The organism is Actinoplanes cyaneus (genome assembly GCF_016862095.1).
Taxonomy (GTDB): Bacteria; Actinomycetota; Actinomycetes; order Mycobacteriales; family Micromonosporaceae; genus Actinoplanes; species Actinoplanes cyaneus.
On the sequence record NZ_BOMH01000046.1, the window covers coordinates 1 to 13,280 of the forward strand.

Below are 13,280 nucleotides of genomic sequence, written 5' to 3' on the forward strand. Positions count from 1 at the left end.
CGCCGCGGGCCGTTACCGCCACCAGCGCGACCAGCACCCGGCGCCGCACGACCCGAACTTCACCGGCGTGGGGCGCATGCTCACCGGCGCGGACGGGACGTACCGCTTCCAGACGATCAAGCCGGGGCCGTACCCGTGGCGCAACCACCTCAACGCGTGGCGTCCCGCGCACATCCACTTCTCGATCTTCGGGACCGATTTCACCCAGCGCGTGGTGACCCAGATGTACTTCCCGGGCGACCCGCTCTTCCCGTACGACCCGATCTACCAGTCGATCACCGACCCGAAGTCCCGGGAGCTGCTGATCGCGCAGTACGACCACGACCTCACCACCCCGGAGTGGAACACCGGATACCGTTGGGACATCGTGCTCACCGGCACCCACCGCACTCCGCTCGACACGGAGGACAACGCATGAGCGACCGGAGCGAGTTCTCGATGGAGCGCGGAATAGGGGAGTCGGCATGAGCGCCGTGCCCGGGCAGACCGTCGGCCCCTTCTTCCACCTGGGTCTCGAATACCCGCAGATGAACGAGCTGGTCCCGCCGGGGAACCCGCGCGCGATCCGCCTGCACGGCCGCGTCACCGACGGCGCCGGCGCCCCCGTCCCGGACGCGGTGATCGAGATCTGGCAGGCCGACCCGCAGGGCCACATCGTGCGGCAGCCCGGCTCGCTGCGCCGCGACGGCTGGACGTTCACCGGCTGGGGCCGCGCCGCGACCGACCCGGACGGCCTCTACTCGTTCGCCACCGTCGAGCCCGGCCGGACCACCCCGGAACGTCCCGCGTTCTTCGCCGTGACCGTTTTCGCCCGTGGTCTGCTCGACCGGCTCTTCACCCGCGCCTACCTGCCCGGCGACGCCGAGTCGTTCGCCGCCGACCCACTGCTGGCGGCCCTCGAACCGGAGCGCCGCGACACGCTGATCACCAGGCGCGTCGACCAGGGCCTGGTCTTCGACATCCACCTGCAGGGCCCGGCCGAGACGGTGTTCCTCACCTACCCCCGCCTGCGGGACGCCTGGGCATGATCGTCACTCCACGATCCACCGGACAACGACCCACAGGGCAACCCACACGATCCACCCGGCAACCCGCACGGCCCACCCACCCTGGGGGAGGTCCCGCTGATCAGTATGGCGGGAATCGCCGAGATCCCGCGGGTGCCCTGTGGACAACCCGTCAGTGTGGAGAACCAGCCTCCCGGCGTACGCCGTGAGCGACCTCCTGTGGCCCGGCGACCATCGCGCCGGTGACCTGTTCAGCGACGCGGCCGTGGTGGCGGCCATGGTCCGCGTCGAGCACGCGTGGCTCACCGCGCTCGCCGAGCACAAGATCGCCGACCTCACCGTGCCGGACCTGACCGGCCTGGTCGCGCCGGAGGACCTGCCGCAACTGGCGATCGACGGCGAGTCCGGCGGCAACCCGCTGATCCCGCTGCTCAAGCTGCTGCGGGCGCGCCTGCGTGGCCGCAACACCGCCGCCGCGGGCTGGCTGCACAAGGGTCTGACCAGCCAGGACGTGATCGACACGGCGATCGTCCTGTGCCTGCGTGACGCGCACGACCGGATCCGGGCCGGTCTGCGCTCCCAGGTCGGCTCGCTCTCCCGGCTCGCGGACGAGCACCGCGAGACCCGGATGGCCGGCCGCACGCTGACCCAGCACGCCATCCCGATCATGTTCGGGCTGAAGGCGGCCGGCTGGCTCACCGGCGTCCTCGACGCGCGCGACCAGCTCGCCGCCGTGACGTTCCCGATCCAGGTCGGGGGAGCGGCCGGCAGCCTGGCCGCTCCGGCGGCGCTCGCCGGTGGCCCGGGCCGGGCCCGCGAGCTGGTCGCGACCACCGCCGGGCAGCTGGGGCTGCCGTCCCGGGAGCCGTGGCACACCAGCCGCGCGCCGGTGACCCGGATCGCCGACGCGTTCGTGACCTGCACCGACGCGTGGGGCAGGATCGCCAACGACGTGCTGGTCGGCTCCCGGCCGGAGGTGCACGAGCTGATCGAGGGCGCGGCCGAGGGCAAGGGCGGCTCGTCCGCGATGCCGAACAAGCAGAACCCGGTCCACGCCGTCCTGATCAAGCGCGCCGCGCTGGCCGGCCCACCACTGGCCGCTCTGGTCCACGCGGGGGCGGCCGCCGCCGTCGATGAGCGCCCGGACGGCGGCTGGCACGTGGAGTGGGCCACCCTGCGGACCCTGGCCCGCCGCACGGTCGTGGCCGGGGCGCAGACCGCCGAGCTGCTCGCCGGGTTACGCGTGGACACCGGCAAGATGCTGGCCACGCTGCACGACGCCCGCCCGGACATCGACGCCGAACAGCAGTCGATCACGCCCGGCGTCGCCCCCGGCCACCCCTATCCCGGGGCGACCGAGGAGATCATCGACGCGGTGCTGGCGCGTGCCGCGGCGGGGCCGGGCTGACGCCGTACCGCATCGGGACCCTGATCTTGACCTTGCCTGAAGGGACAGTCTTGTCTGAAAGGACAGTCTTGCTGACCGCGACCGTCTTCACCGACGCCCCCGACCGACCGCTGCTGCTGCTCGGAACGTCCGTCGGCACCTCGGCGGAGAGCCTGTGGGCGCGCTGCGCGTCCCGGCTCTACGGCCGCTACCACGTGGTCGGCTTCGACCTGCCCGGGCACGGCCGCAGCGCTCCGGCGCCCGGCCCGTTCACCGTCGCCGACCTGGCCCGGGAGGTCGTCGCGCTCGCCGACCGGCTGCGCCCCGGCGAACGCTTCCTCTACGCCGGTGACTCGATCGGCGGCGCGATCGGCCTGCAGGTGCTGCTCGACGCGCCCGACCGGATCGCCGCCGCGGCCCTGCTCTGCACCGGCGCCAAGATCGGTGAGGCGGCGGCGTGGGCCGAACGCGCCGCGCTGGTCCGCGCCGAGGGCACCGACGCGGTGGTCGCCGGTTCGATCGAGCGCTGGTTCAACCCGGACTTCCCGCCGCCCGACCGGGAACCCCTGCTCGACGCCCTGCGCGCCACCGACGACGAAAGCTACGCGCGCTGCTGCGAGGCTCTCGCCGATTTCGACGTACGCGACAGGTTGCCGGAAATCGCCACGCCGGTGCTCGCCGTCGCCGGTGGCCAGGACAAACCCACCCCGCCCGCCGGTCTGGAGCTGATCGTGGCAAGCGTGCTGAACGGCCGTCTCGTGGTCCTCGACAGTGTCGCCCACCTGGCCCCGGCCGAGTCCCCAGAGGTCGTCGCGTTCCTGCTCGACCAGCATTTCGACGAGTCCCGCGCGGCCGGGATCGCTGTCCGCCGCGAGGTGCTCGGCCCCGCGCACGTCGACCGCGCCACCGCCGCGACCACCCCGTTCACCAGGGACTTCCAGGATCTGATCACCCGGTACGCGTGGGGCGACATCTGGACCCGCCCCGGTCTGGACCGCCGCAGCCGGTCGATGGTGACGCTGACCGCGCTCGTCGCTCTCGGGCACCACGAGGAACTGGCGATGCACGTGCGGGCCGCCCGCACCAACGGCCTGACCGTCGACGAGATCAAGGAGGTCCTGCTCCAGACGGCCATCTATTGCGGCGTCCCCGCCGCGAACACCGCGTTCCGCATCGCCCAGCAGGTCCTCGACGACCTCTGATTCCGCAGTCGCAGCCCGTCTCCGTCGCGGGCCCAGCTGCGGCCGCCGCTCGCGGTTCTGCTGGTTCTCACGGTGCTTGTCCGGCCCGAACAACCACCGTGAGAACCAGGCGGTGTTTCGCAGTGCGGCCGGGGCACTGACCTTCCCTGCGACCGGGATCGCGGGGCGTCGGGCGTCAGGCGGGCTGGTCGGCGGCGTCGTTGGCGGGGCCCGACGGCCGCGGTTCGTCGATCACCGGGTGACGCGGGCCGGGGTGGCCGGCCGGCAGGGCCCGTTGGATGACCCACCAGCTGACCGCGAGGCAGGCGGCGACCAGCGGCCAGCTCAGCACGATCCGGGCCACGGCCAGCGCGCCGGTCTGCCCAGCGGCGTAGAGCGGCAGGAACACCGCGACCCGGATGACGTACTGCAGGACCCACACCCAGCTCGCCCGGGAGTAGGCCCGGAGCAGGTCCGGGTCGCGGCGCCAGCGGGTCTTCTGGCCGAGGACCGCGCCGACCACGACGCCCAGCAGCGGCCAGCGGATCACGATGCTGATCGTCCAGACCAGGACGCTCGCGCCGTTGCTGAGCAGCTGGAGCAGGAAGAAGTTCTCCGCCTTGCCGGTGCGCAGCGCGACGAGCGCGGCGACGCAGACGCCGAGCAGGCCGAAGAGGACGGCGCGAGGCTTGTCGCCGCGGCGCAGGCGCCAGAAGACGACGCCGAGCGCGCAGATCAGCGCTCCGGCCGTGCCCGCCCAGATGGAGTGGAACACCAGCCAGCCGATCAGGAAGCCGACGGCCGGCCACGACGCGTCGATGGCGGCGCGCCGCCCGTTGAGCAATTCTGCCAGCGACTCCGGCTGCGCCATCTCCACCCGCCCGTTCTCGGTTAGGGCAGCCTAACCCTGCCCGTCAGGCAGGTCGACGTGGCCCGCCGGAAACGTCGCGACGGTCACCGAGTTCAGGCCGCCCGTTCGGCGGCTCCGTGCCGGAAAGCGGCGGCCGGAGGAGCCAGGTGGTATCCCTGCCCCAGGCGATATCCGATCTCGTGCAGCCGCCGCGCCTGCTCCGCGGTCTCCACCCCTTTGGCGATGGCATCGATTCCGAGGTCGGCGGCCAGCCGCGCGATCGTCCGGGCCACCGCGGTGTGCCGGCCGTTCTCGGTCACCCGCTCGGTGAAGACCGGGTGCACCTTGACGGCCGCCACCGGAACCTCGGCCAGCAGTGCCAGCGGCGCCCGCCCGGCACCGAAGTCGTCCAGCGCGATCCGGACGCCGAGGCCGGCGACGCGGTGCAGGGTGGCCAGTGCGGTGGTGTCGTCCATCGCCGCTTCGATCACCTCGATGACCAGCCGGTCCGGCGCGAGTCCGGAGGTGGAGAGCGCGGCGGCCACCCGGTCGGCGAAGCGGGGCTCCCGCAACTCGTGCGCCGACACGTTGACGTAGGTGAGCGGCGCCTGCCCGCCGTAGCGGCACGCTGTCTCCAGCACCCACGCGCCCAGCGGCACGATCAGCCCGCTGCGCGCCGCAATCGGCAGGAACTCCGCGGGTGGCAGCGCGCCGCGTTCCGGGTCGGTCCAGCGGACCAGCGCTTCCACGCCGGTCGTGACGCCGTCGTCGAGCCGGGCGACCGGTTGGTAGTGCAGCGACAGCCGGCCTTCGTCCAGGGCGTGGCGCAGCGCGGTGAGGGTGGCGCCGTGGTCGATCACCCGGGTCCGCATCCCGGGCCGGTGGTGGACGCAGCGGCTCTTGCCGCCGTCCTTCGCCTCGTACAGCGCGATGTCGGCGTGCCGGAGCAGGTCCTCGCCGGATTCGCCGGCCTGCCGCCGGGCCACGCCGATGCTGGCGCGCGGTGTCAGCTGATGGCCCGCCACGTCGACGGGCGTGGTCAGCGCGGCCGTGATCCGCCGGGCGGTCCGTTCGTGGTCGTCGCCGTCGCTCAGGAGCACCGCGAACTCGTCCCCGCCGAGCCTGGCGACGAGACCGCCGGCGGGCAGCGCCTCCCGGAGCACCCGGGCCACGGCGATCAGGAAGTGGTCGCCGACGTCGTGCCCGAGGCTGTCGTTGATGCCCTTGAAGTCGTCGAGGTCGATGAGCAGCACCGCGGCGGCGTCGTCCAGCCGCCGGGTGAACAGCGCCCGGTTGGCCACGCCGGTGAGCGGGTCGGCGTCGGCCAGGTCCCGGAGGCGCCGTTCGAGGGTGCGCCGCTCGGTGATGTCGAGCATCGCCCCGGACAACCCGGTCACGGTGCCCTGGTCGTCGGTGAGCACGGTATCCGGACGCGCGCAGCTCGTCCAGCGCGGCCAGGGCCGTGTGGAGGTCGCCGGCGGGTCCGATCGTGGGCTTCATCAAGCTGTCCATCGGCCGGTGGGCAGCGGGTCTGAGGAATGGGGAACGGGGAAGGAGGTGGGGCTGCCTCCTTCCCCGTCATGGTGCGACAGCACTGCGTGCGTGCACGCGGGGGATGAGCTGCGCCTCCGTTCGGTCAAGGCGGGGGATCACTGGGAGCGCTCCCAGTTAACCGAACTGTAGCAATTGTTGCCAGCCGGGGCGAGGGGTCAGACCGCGGAACACGTGACGGTGGGAGTGGCCGGTGCGCCCGCCGCGACGAAACCGAAGCTCGTCGACCCTCCGGCCGGCAGTGTCCCGTTGTACGCCGCGTTCGTCGCCTGGATCTGGTTCCCGCTGGCCAGCACTGTCGCGTTCCACGACTGCTGCACCGTCTGCGCCCCGCCGTAGGTGAGCGTGACCGCCCACCCCTTGACGGCCGCGTTGCCGGCCGTGACGTTCACGGTCGCCTGGTAGGCACCGGACCACTGCGAGGCCACGGAGACGGTCGCGGCGCACGCCCCGGTCGCGGGCGAGGTGGAGGTCGACGGCGAGGTGGAGGCCGACGGCGAGGTCGACGGCGACGTGGAGGCCGACGCCGAGGTGGACGGGCTCGGCGAGGAGCCGCCGCCGCCGAAGTTCACGTCACTGCAGAAGTAGTACGACTGGTCCAGGTGGCTGGCCTGCCAGATCGTGTAGACCATGGCCCGCCCGGTGCGCCCGGCCGCGCTCACCGGGATGTCCATCTGCACCCCGTTGCTGAGCTGCTGGGTCCACTGCGCCGCGGGCGTGTTCGGCACCTCCTTGACCAGGTCCAGGTCGGACCATTTGAGTGCCTGGGTGACCGGGTTGTAGGACGGCTTGGAGACGTACACCCGGATGTAGTCGGCGCCGTGCCGGGCCCCGTCGAAGAGGTTCAGCGTGAACGAGTTGGCCAGGTTGGTGGCCTTCCAGTCGCCGATCGTGTCCATCGCGGCGTACCGCCCGTTCTGGGTCTTCCCGGCGCTGCACAGCTGACCGTCCGGGATGGCGGCCTGGTGGTTCCCGGCCACCCCCTCGCGGAAGAGGCCGTTCCAGTTCCACATCGCCTGCGGATCCGCCTGCCACGCCTGGTAGCACATCGGGTCCTGGGTGGCCATCTCGGGCGCCTGGAACTTGTCGCCCCAGCGCTCGAAACACCCGTAGTTGCGCGAGGCGGGACTGAGGACGTTGCCGTGCGCCGCGGCGGGGGAGCTCGGCGTTGCGATCACGACGAGGGCCGCGACGAGGGCGGCGATCACGGCAGAGAGCAGAAATCTTGCGCGTACGACGTTGTGCATGTGAAGTCAGCACTCCTGAGCACAGGGCCGTTGCCCGTGGCGACGGCCGCCGGTGAGGACGGCGGGAGCTGCCCAGGCTCCCGGGGTGCCGCGCGTGCTCGCGGCAGTGCTGTCCGCCAAGAGTGCCGAATTGATCGAGTCAAGTCAATGCCGGGGAAATTCGGATGCCCCGCCCGCCCGTACGCCAATAGGTTGTCGGAATGTCCGCAGAAGCAGCTCGCGCCGCCGAACTCCTCACGCAACTCGCCAACCCTGCCCGCCTGCGCGCCTTCGCCGGCCTGGCAGCTCGCGGCTCGGAGGGGTTCTCGATCGCCGAGATGTCGTTCCTACTGGACATGACGAAACCCGAGGCCGGCGAGGCGCTGGGCCGGCTGGCCGGGCTCGGACTGGCCAGCGGCTCGGGCGACGGGTATTACCGGGCCAAGCCGGAGGTGCTGCGCGAGGCGGCGCAGGCCCTGGTCGGCACGCTCCCGATCGCCCCGCTGCTCACGGAATATCCGCAGCTCAAAGGCTTCTTCGCGTACGGCCGGCTGACCAGCTTGCCGCCCACGCTCAGCGACCGCTACCAGCAGGTCGCCGAGTTGCTCGCCCGCTTCCTGGCCGTCGACGGAGTGCTGACCGAGGACGAGGTCAACAAGCGCATCGCCCTCGTCGCCGACGACGTCGCCGCGGTCCGCCGCATGCTAGTCGACACGGGCTGGCTGGAGCGCGACCGCGCCGGCACCTCCTACGGCGCCGGCCGCGTCCACGTGCCGTGACCCCGTTCGGCTGAACCGCGCTGTCGGGCCGCGTCGAACACTCCCGTCGCTCTTTGACGGCGATGTAGCTGTGAATCCGTCGGTGCCGGCGGACGGCTGCTCTCGACCGGGAGTGTGGACCGACCGTGGAACCTGACCTGCAGGGGATCGCCGCAGCCGGGGCCGCCACCATCGTGGGGGCGATGGCGGGCGACGCGTGGAAGATGGCCAAGCAAGCCGTGGCGCACGTGTGCGGCCGCGGCCGGGCGGACGCGGTAGAGGACGTCGCCGCGGAGCTGGAGCTGGACCGCCGGCGGGTCACCGCCGACGCCGACGCCGAGGACGCGGTACGGGCCTACTGGGCGGACCGGCTCGCCCGGCTGCTCGCGGTCCGGCCCGACGCCGCGGCCGAGCTCGACGCGCTGGTGCGCCGGCTCGCCGCGGAGCTGCCCGGCTCCGGGAGCCCCGCGGCGGCCGGGCACACGTTCAACGTCCGTGCTCGTGATCGTGCGACCGTGACCGTGGCCGGCGGCAACATGCGGATCGGACGCTGAGGATGCCCGACGGCAACCGGTTCGACGCGCACGCCGAGGGTCGCGCCCGGGTCTACGGCTCGGGCGGCGACATGTCGATCGACCAGTCCCGGCACCGATCCAACGTCGACCAGTCGCGGCACCACGCGAACAGCGGGTACCAGTTCGGGAACGGCAACTCGATCGGCTCGCACAACAACTTCGGCCGGCAGCACATCCGTGAGCAGCACATCGGCGACCGGTTCGACGTCGACCTCGACCCGGCGGGCCCGCTGTTCACCGGCCGCGGCCCCGGCCGGGTGCTGATGATCCTCGGGCTGTGCGTGGTGGGGTTCAGCTTCGCCGGCTGGATGTCGATCGTCTTCGGCGCCATGTCCGGTGGCATCAAGGGCCCGCCGGACATGCTCGGCGCCCGGCTCGGCTCCGGCATCCCGGTCGGCGCGGTCTACTTCCTCGGCGTCGGGTTCGGCAGCGTGCTGATGATCATCGGCCGGTCGATGGCGAAAGCCGGGGCGAAGGGCGGCAGCCACGCCGGCCACCTGGTGTCGACAGTGATCGTCACCCTGATCGGGGTCCTCGGCGTCGGGTACGCGCTGGGCGGCAGCTCCCCGGCGAAACTCGTCCCGTCGTTCTCCGGAGCCGCGGGCGCCGCCGACGCCGGGCCACCGGTCGTCGTCAGCGACACCGCCATCTCCGCCAAGCGCAGCGGACTCAGCCTGACCGTCACGAGGATCGAGAACACCGGCGGGCACGGCGTCGTCCACCTCCAGGCCCGCAACACCACCGAGTACTCGATGAGCCTGACGCCCGGCTGGTTCGTGGTGACCGACGGCGACGGCCGGACCTATCAGCCGGACCACTTCGGCGGGGACTGGAACACCGAGCTCGGCCCGTCCGCGCGCCAGAGCGGCACGATCGCGCTCGAGAAGCCGGTCGCGCTCGGCACCGGAAAGCTGCGGGTCGAGTTCACCACGGTGATCGGCCGGTCCGGCCCGGACAGCATCGCGGTCACCGCCATCCCCTCCCACTGACCCGCCCGCCCGCACTCTGAGCAGCTCTGGCTGCGACGTCAGCGCCGCCGTCAGGCGCCGGCTGGTGCTCAGGGCTGCAACCGCCTGCTTCAGCAGCCGTGAGTGCCAGCTGAGCCCCGGCGGCTGGCAATCACGGCTGTGTTGCGGGTGCTTGGGAGCCGTGAGTGCCAGCTGTGGCCTGGTGGCTGGCGCTGGTGGCTGTGTCGGCGGCGGAGGGGTCAGTCGGTCGTGATGTTCAGGGCGGGCGCGGACCGCGGGACGATGGCAAGGGTTGCCACGGCCAGGACCGCGGTGGCCACGCCGAGCACGCCGATCGCCGGGCGCAGGCCACCGGTCGCGGCGGAGAGCCCGTTGATCAGGAGCGGGGACAGGAACTCGCCGATGAAGAGCGCGCCGGTCCACAGCCCGGTGCCCCGGCCGCGCTCCTCGAAGCCGAGGTTGTTCGTCGCCCAGGTCAGCAGCGTCGGCAGGAGCAGCCCGGTGCCGGCGCCGGCGACGACCGCGCCCGTGGTGATCACCGGGACCGAGGCGGTGGCCGACAGGATCAGGAAGCCGGCCGCCGCGAGCCCGAAAGCGATCGGCAGCAGCTGGCGCGGCGTCCTCGCGGAGAGCTTCGCGAACGAGCCGGCGGCGATCGCGGTGGCCAGCGACATCAGGGCACTGAGCGCGCCGATCGTGCCGGTCGCCGTCACGCCGACCTCGTCGAGCACGAACGACAGCTCCACGATCAGGGCGTAGAACACGATGCCGCCGCCGAGCGTGACCAGGCACGGCGTCCGCAGCGCCCGCCACGGCAGCGGCGGCAACTTACGAGCCCCGGCCGCGGGGGACGGGGAGAGGGCCGGGGACTGGGTGCGGACGGGCTGCCAGATCAGCAGGACCATCGGGACGGCGAGGACCAGCGCGATCGCGTAGAGCCAGAACGGCGCCCGCCACCCCGACCCGCCGATCACGCCGCCGAGCCCGAGGAAGATCGTCGCCGAGACGGATGCCAGCAGCGTCTGCAGCCCCAGGTAACGACTGCGCCGGCGGCCCGACCAGTAGTCCGCGATCAACGTCGTGCAGCACGTCATGATCGCCGCCTCGCAGAGTCCGACGAGGACGCGGCTGCCGATGATCGCCGGCAGCGAGTTCAGGTACAGCGGCGCCGTCCCGCAGAGGGCGTACCCGATCATCGCGGCGATCAGCAGCCGCTTGCGGTCGATGGCGTCCACGATGAACCCGGCGAACGGCGCGGTCAGCCCGATCATCAGCGCCGGCACGGTCAGCACGATCGGGACGAGCACGTCCGCCCCGGCGACGCCGGCGAAGTGGTCGGTCATCTGCGGCAGCACCGGTGCGATCAGGACCGCGCCGAGCACGGACAGGCAGCTGCCGGCGAGCAACAGCACGAGTTGACCCGCACCGGCACGGCGCAGGGTGGCGGCTTCGGACATGGAGAGCCTTCCGGAGGGAGAGAAGCCGGTGGTCCAGGTCACATCCGGCAGGCCCTGAATATGCTCAGCCGTCCGGCTCGCACGGAAGCCGCGATCCGCTGATGGCCGCCATCAGCCCCGCTGATGACCGACGATCAAAGTCGAGGCTCCGGCGTACGCAGGGAAGCCGCCGACGCCATGATCAGCTCCCGGAACCACGCGTGGGCCGGGTCGTTGCGATACATCGGGTTCCACCAGAACGCCTCGGCCACGGGCACCACCTCGAACGGGCAGTCCAGGATTCGGATCCCGGTCACCGGCGCCAGCATCCGCGCCAGCCGTTCCTGGATGAGCGCCACCCGCCGGGTTCCGGAGATCAGGAACGGCAGCTGGAGGAACCCGTCGACCACCACGTCCACCTGCGCCTCGATGCCGAGCATCCGCAGTTGCCGGGCGGCCGGCGCGAACGCGGTCGGCCGGTCGAAGATCACCGCCCACGGCAGGGTTCGCAGCTCGTGGAGGGTGAGCGTGTCCCCGACGGTCGGATGGTCCTCGGACACGATGCACACCCACCGGTCCTCGAAGAGGTCCAGATAGGGCAGCTCGGTGACGAAGCCGTGCGGGATGACCAGGCCGTCCGCGGCGCGCAGCGTGTCGGCGACGTGATCCACCGCGTACGGCGTCGTCTGCTCCAGCCGCAACCGCACGCCCGGCGCGAGGTGCCCGAGCCGCCGGGCCAGCAGCGGGCCGAGAACCGCCGCGGCGTAGTCGGAGATCACCAGCGTGAACTCCCGGTCGAGCTGGGACGGGTCGAAGTCGGCGGTCGAGTCGAAGACCCGGCGCACGCCGGCGAGGGCCGGCCCGGTCAGCACCGCGACCCGGGCGGCGAGCGGGGTCAGCTCGTACCGGTTGCCGACCCGGGTGAGCAGCGGGTCGCCGAAGTGCCGCCGCAGCCGGGCGAGCGCGCCGCTGACCGCCGGCTGGCTGACACCGAGCTGTTCGGACGTGCGGGTCACGTTCCGCTCGCGCAGCAGCGTGTCGAGCGTGACCAGCAGATTGAGATCGAGGTTGGCCAGCACCCTGTCGACCGCCATGCCGCCACTATAAGCCCGGCTGATCGCACGCATCAGCAAGTCGACCTTCCGTAATACCCCGGCCTCCGGCGACAGTGGTCCCAGTCACACGAAACGGGAGGGAAACCGCCGTGCCAGCAGTTCGTAACGTTCTGGTCGTCGGTGGGGGTGCCGCCGGCGCCGCCACGGCGATCCTGCTAGCCGAGGGTGGCGTCGCGGTCGACCTCATCGACCTCAAGCCCGACGTCTCCGCGCTCGGCTCCGGGATCACGTTGCAGGGCAACGCCCTGCGGGTGCTGCGCCGACTCGGCGTCTGGGAGCAGATCCGTGCCGAGGGGTACGAGTTCGACACGCTCGGCCTGCGCGCCCCCGACCCGGCCGGCACGCTGATCGCCGAGCTCACCGACATCCGCACCGGCGGCCCGGATCTGCCCGCGACCCTCGGCATGTACCGCCCGACGCTGGCGAAGATCCTGATCAAGCGGGCCGAGGAGGCCGGCGCCACGGTCCGGTTCGGCGCGCAGCCGGCCGCGCTGGAGCAGGACGGCGAGACCGTCACGGTGACCTTCGCGGACGGCACCTCCCAGGCGTACGACCTGGTGGTCGGCGCCGACGGCCTGCGCTCCTGGACCCGGCGCGCGGTCGGCATCGACGCCGAGCCGCAGCCGGTCGGCATGGGCATTTGGCGCACCTTCACCGGGCGGCCGGAATCGATCACCCGGACCGACCTCTTCTACGGCGGTCCCGCCTACATCGCCGGGTACTGCCCGACCGGGCCGGACAGCATCTACGCGTACCTGGTCGAGGCGGTGCAGGACCGGTTCAGCCTCACCCCGGAGGACGCGCTCGCGACGATGCGCGAGCTGGCCGGGGCGTATCACGGGCCGTGGGACGACATCCGGGAGACGCTGACCGACCCGAGCCGGGTCAACTACACCGCGTTCGAGTCCCACGTGCTCGACGGGCCGTGGAACCGGGGGCGGGTCGTGGTGATCGGCGACGCCGCGCACAGCTGCCCGCCCACCCTCGCGCAGGGCGCCGCCCAGGCTCTCGAGGACGCGTCCGTGCTGGCCGAGCTGCTGCTGCGCGACGACGCGGTGACCGGTGAGCTGTGGGCCGAGTTCACCGCGCGGCGCCTGCCGCGCGCCAAGGAGGTCGTCGAGGCCTCCCTGCAACTGTGTCGCTGGCTGCTGGCCCGCGAGCGCGGCGACGTCCCCGGCCTGATGGCCCGGATCTCGCACCTCGTCGAAGTGCCCGCCTGAAACCGA

General features: G+C 72.2%; 13 protein-coding genes. 8 read left to right on the forward strand and 5 right to left on the reverse strand.

What is annotated here, in order from left to right; genetic code table 11:
* The 4 genes from Acy02nite_RS30850 to pcaDC form a co-directional block, all read left to right on the forward strand.
* On the forward strand, positions 1-418 hold a 418-nt coding region (locus Acy02nite_RS30850; protein WP_498063723.1), incomplete at its 5' end, for a dioxygenase family protein.
* A 46-nt stretch (positions 419-464) separates the two neighbouring features.
* Complete coding sequence (gene pcaG / locus Acy02nite_RS30855) at positions 465-1,028, forward strand: protocatechuate 3,4-dioxygenase subunit alpha (RefSeq protein WP_203747802.1); 564 nt, start codon at positions 465-467, stop codon at positions 1,026-1,028.
* A 184-nt stretch (positions 1,029-1,212) separates the two neighbouring features.
* Complete coding sequence (locus tag Acy02nite_RS30860; protein ID WP_203747805.1) at positions 1,213-2,415, forward strand: lyase family protein; 1,203 nt, start codon at positions 1,213-1,215, stop codon at positions 2,413-2,415.
* A 68-nt stretch (positions 2,416-2,483) separates the two neighbouring features.
* Positions 2,484-3,596: a bifunctional 3-oxoadipate enol-lactonase/4-carboxymuconolactone decarboxylase PcaDC gene (gene pcaDC, locus Acy02nite_RS47805; protein ID WP_203747808.1), complete on the forward strand. Its 1,113-nt coding sequence runs from the start codon at positions 2,484-2,486 to the stop codon at positions 3,594-3,596.
* 175 nt (positions 3,597-3,771) lie between these two features.
* Here pcaDC and Acy02nite_RS30870 read toward each other — a convergent pair whose 3' ends face one another.
* The 3 genes from Acy02nite_RS30870 to Acy02nite_RS30880 form a co-directional block, all read right to left on the reverse strand.
* A complete protein-coding gene (locus Acy02nite_RS30870) occupies positions 3,772-4,446 on the reverse strand; it encodes a DUF3159 domain-containing protein (RefSeq protein ID WP_203747946.1) in 675 nt (224 codons plus the stop codon).
* Between the two features lie 92 nt (positions 4,447-4,538).
* Positions 4,539-5,846: a putative bifunctional diguanylate cyclase/phosphodiesterase gene (locus tag Acy02nite_RS30875; RefSeq protein ID WP_203747811.1), complete on the reverse strand. Its 1,308-nt coding sequence runs from the start codon at positions 5,844-5,846 to the stop codon at positions 4,539-4,541.
* 288 nt (positions 5,847-6,134) lie between these two features.
* Positions 6,135-7,184 (reverse strand): lytic polysaccharide monooxygenase auxiliary activity family 9 protein, encoded by a 1,050-nt coding sequence (locus Acy02nite_RS30880; RefSeq protein ID WP_239175373.1) that lies wholly within the window; start codon positions 7,182-7,184, stop codon positions 6,135-6,137.
* A 239-nt stretch (positions 7,185-7,423) separates the two neighbouring features.
* On the opposite strand from Acy02nite_RS30880, the gene Acy02nite_RS30885 reads away from it, so the two are divergent.
* The 3 genes from Acy02nite_RS30885 to Acy02nite_RS30895 all read left to right on the forward strand — a co-directional run bounded on the left by Acy02nite_RS30885 (position 7,424) and on the right by Acy02nite_RS30895 (position 9,524).
* On the forward strand, positions 7,424-7,981 hold the full coding sequence (locus tag Acy02nite_RS30885) for a DUF2087 domain-containing protein (RefSeq protein ID WP_203747830.1): 558 nt from the start codon (positions 7,424-7,426) through the stop codon (positions 7,979-7,981).
* Positions 7,982-8,106: 125 nt separating this feature from the next.
* Positions 8,107-8,514 (forward strand): hypothetical protein, encoded by a 408-nt coding sequence (locus Acy02nite_RS30890; protein ID WP_203747833.1) that lies wholly within the window; start codon positions 8,107-8,109, stop codon positions 8,512-8,514.
* Positions 8,515-8,516: 2 nt separating this feature from the next.
* Positions 8,517-9,524, forward strand: coding sequence for a DUF4352 domain-containing protein (locus tag Acy02nite_RS30895; RefSeq protein ID WP_203747836.1), 1,008 nt, complete (start codon positions 8,517-8,519; stop codon positions 9,522-9,524).
* 218 nt (positions 9,525-9,742) lie between these two features.
* On the opposite strand, the gene Acy02nite_RS30900 is transcribed toward Acy02nite_RS30895, so the two are convergent.
* Complete coding sequence (locus tag Acy02nite_RS30900; RefSeq protein ID WP_203747838.1) at positions 9,743-10,960, reverse strand: MFS transporter; 1,218 nt, start codon at positions 10,958-10,960, stop codon at positions 9,743-9,745.
* A 134-nt stretch (positions 10,961-11,094) separates the two neighbouring features.
* A complete protein-coding gene (locus Acy02nite_RS30905; RefSeq protein ID WP_203747841.1) occupies positions 11,095-12,033 on the reverse strand; it encodes a LysR family transcriptional regulator in 939 nt (312 codons plus the stop codon).
* A 110-nt stretch (positions 12,034-12,143) separates the two neighbouring features.
* Here Acy02nite_RS30905 and Acy02nite_RS30910 point away from each other — a divergent pair, with 110 nt between their 5' ends.
* Positions 12,144-13,274, forward strand: a complete 1,131-nt coding sequence (locus tag Acy02nite_RS30910) for an FAD-dependent monooxygenase (protein ID WP_203747845.1) — start codon at positions 12,144-12,146, stop codon at positions 13,272-13,274.
* The last annotated feature ends 6 nt before the right edge of the window (positions 13,275-13,280 follow it).

Bases quoted from the DNA above. Each gene is read 5' to 3' on its own strand.
- pcaG (WP_203747802.1), top strand. From the start codon at position 465: ATGAGCGCCGTGCCCGGGCAGACCGTCGGCCCCTTCTTCCACCTGGGT.
- Acy02nite_RS30870 (WP_203747946.1), bottom strand. From the start codon at position 4,446: ATGGCGCAGCCGGAGTCGCTGGCAGAATTGCTCAACGGGCGGCGCGCC.
- Acy02nite_RS30885 (WP_203747830.1), top strand. From the start codon at position 7,424: ATGTCCGCAGAAGCAGCTCGCGCCGCCGAACTCCTCACGCAACTCGCC.
- Acy02nite_RS30895 (WP_203747836.1), top strand. From the start codon at position 8,517: ATGCCCGACGGCAACCGGTTCGACGCGCACGCCGAGGGTCGCGCCCGG.
- Acy02nite_RS30900 (WP_203747838.1), bottom strand. From the start codon at position 10,960: ATGTCCGAAGCCGCCACCCTGCGCCGTGCCGGTGCGGGTCAACTCGTG.
- Acy02nite_RS30905 (WP_203747841.1), bottom strand. From the start codon at position 12,033: ATGGCGGTCGACAGGGTGCTGGCCAACCTCGATCTCAATCTGCTGGTC.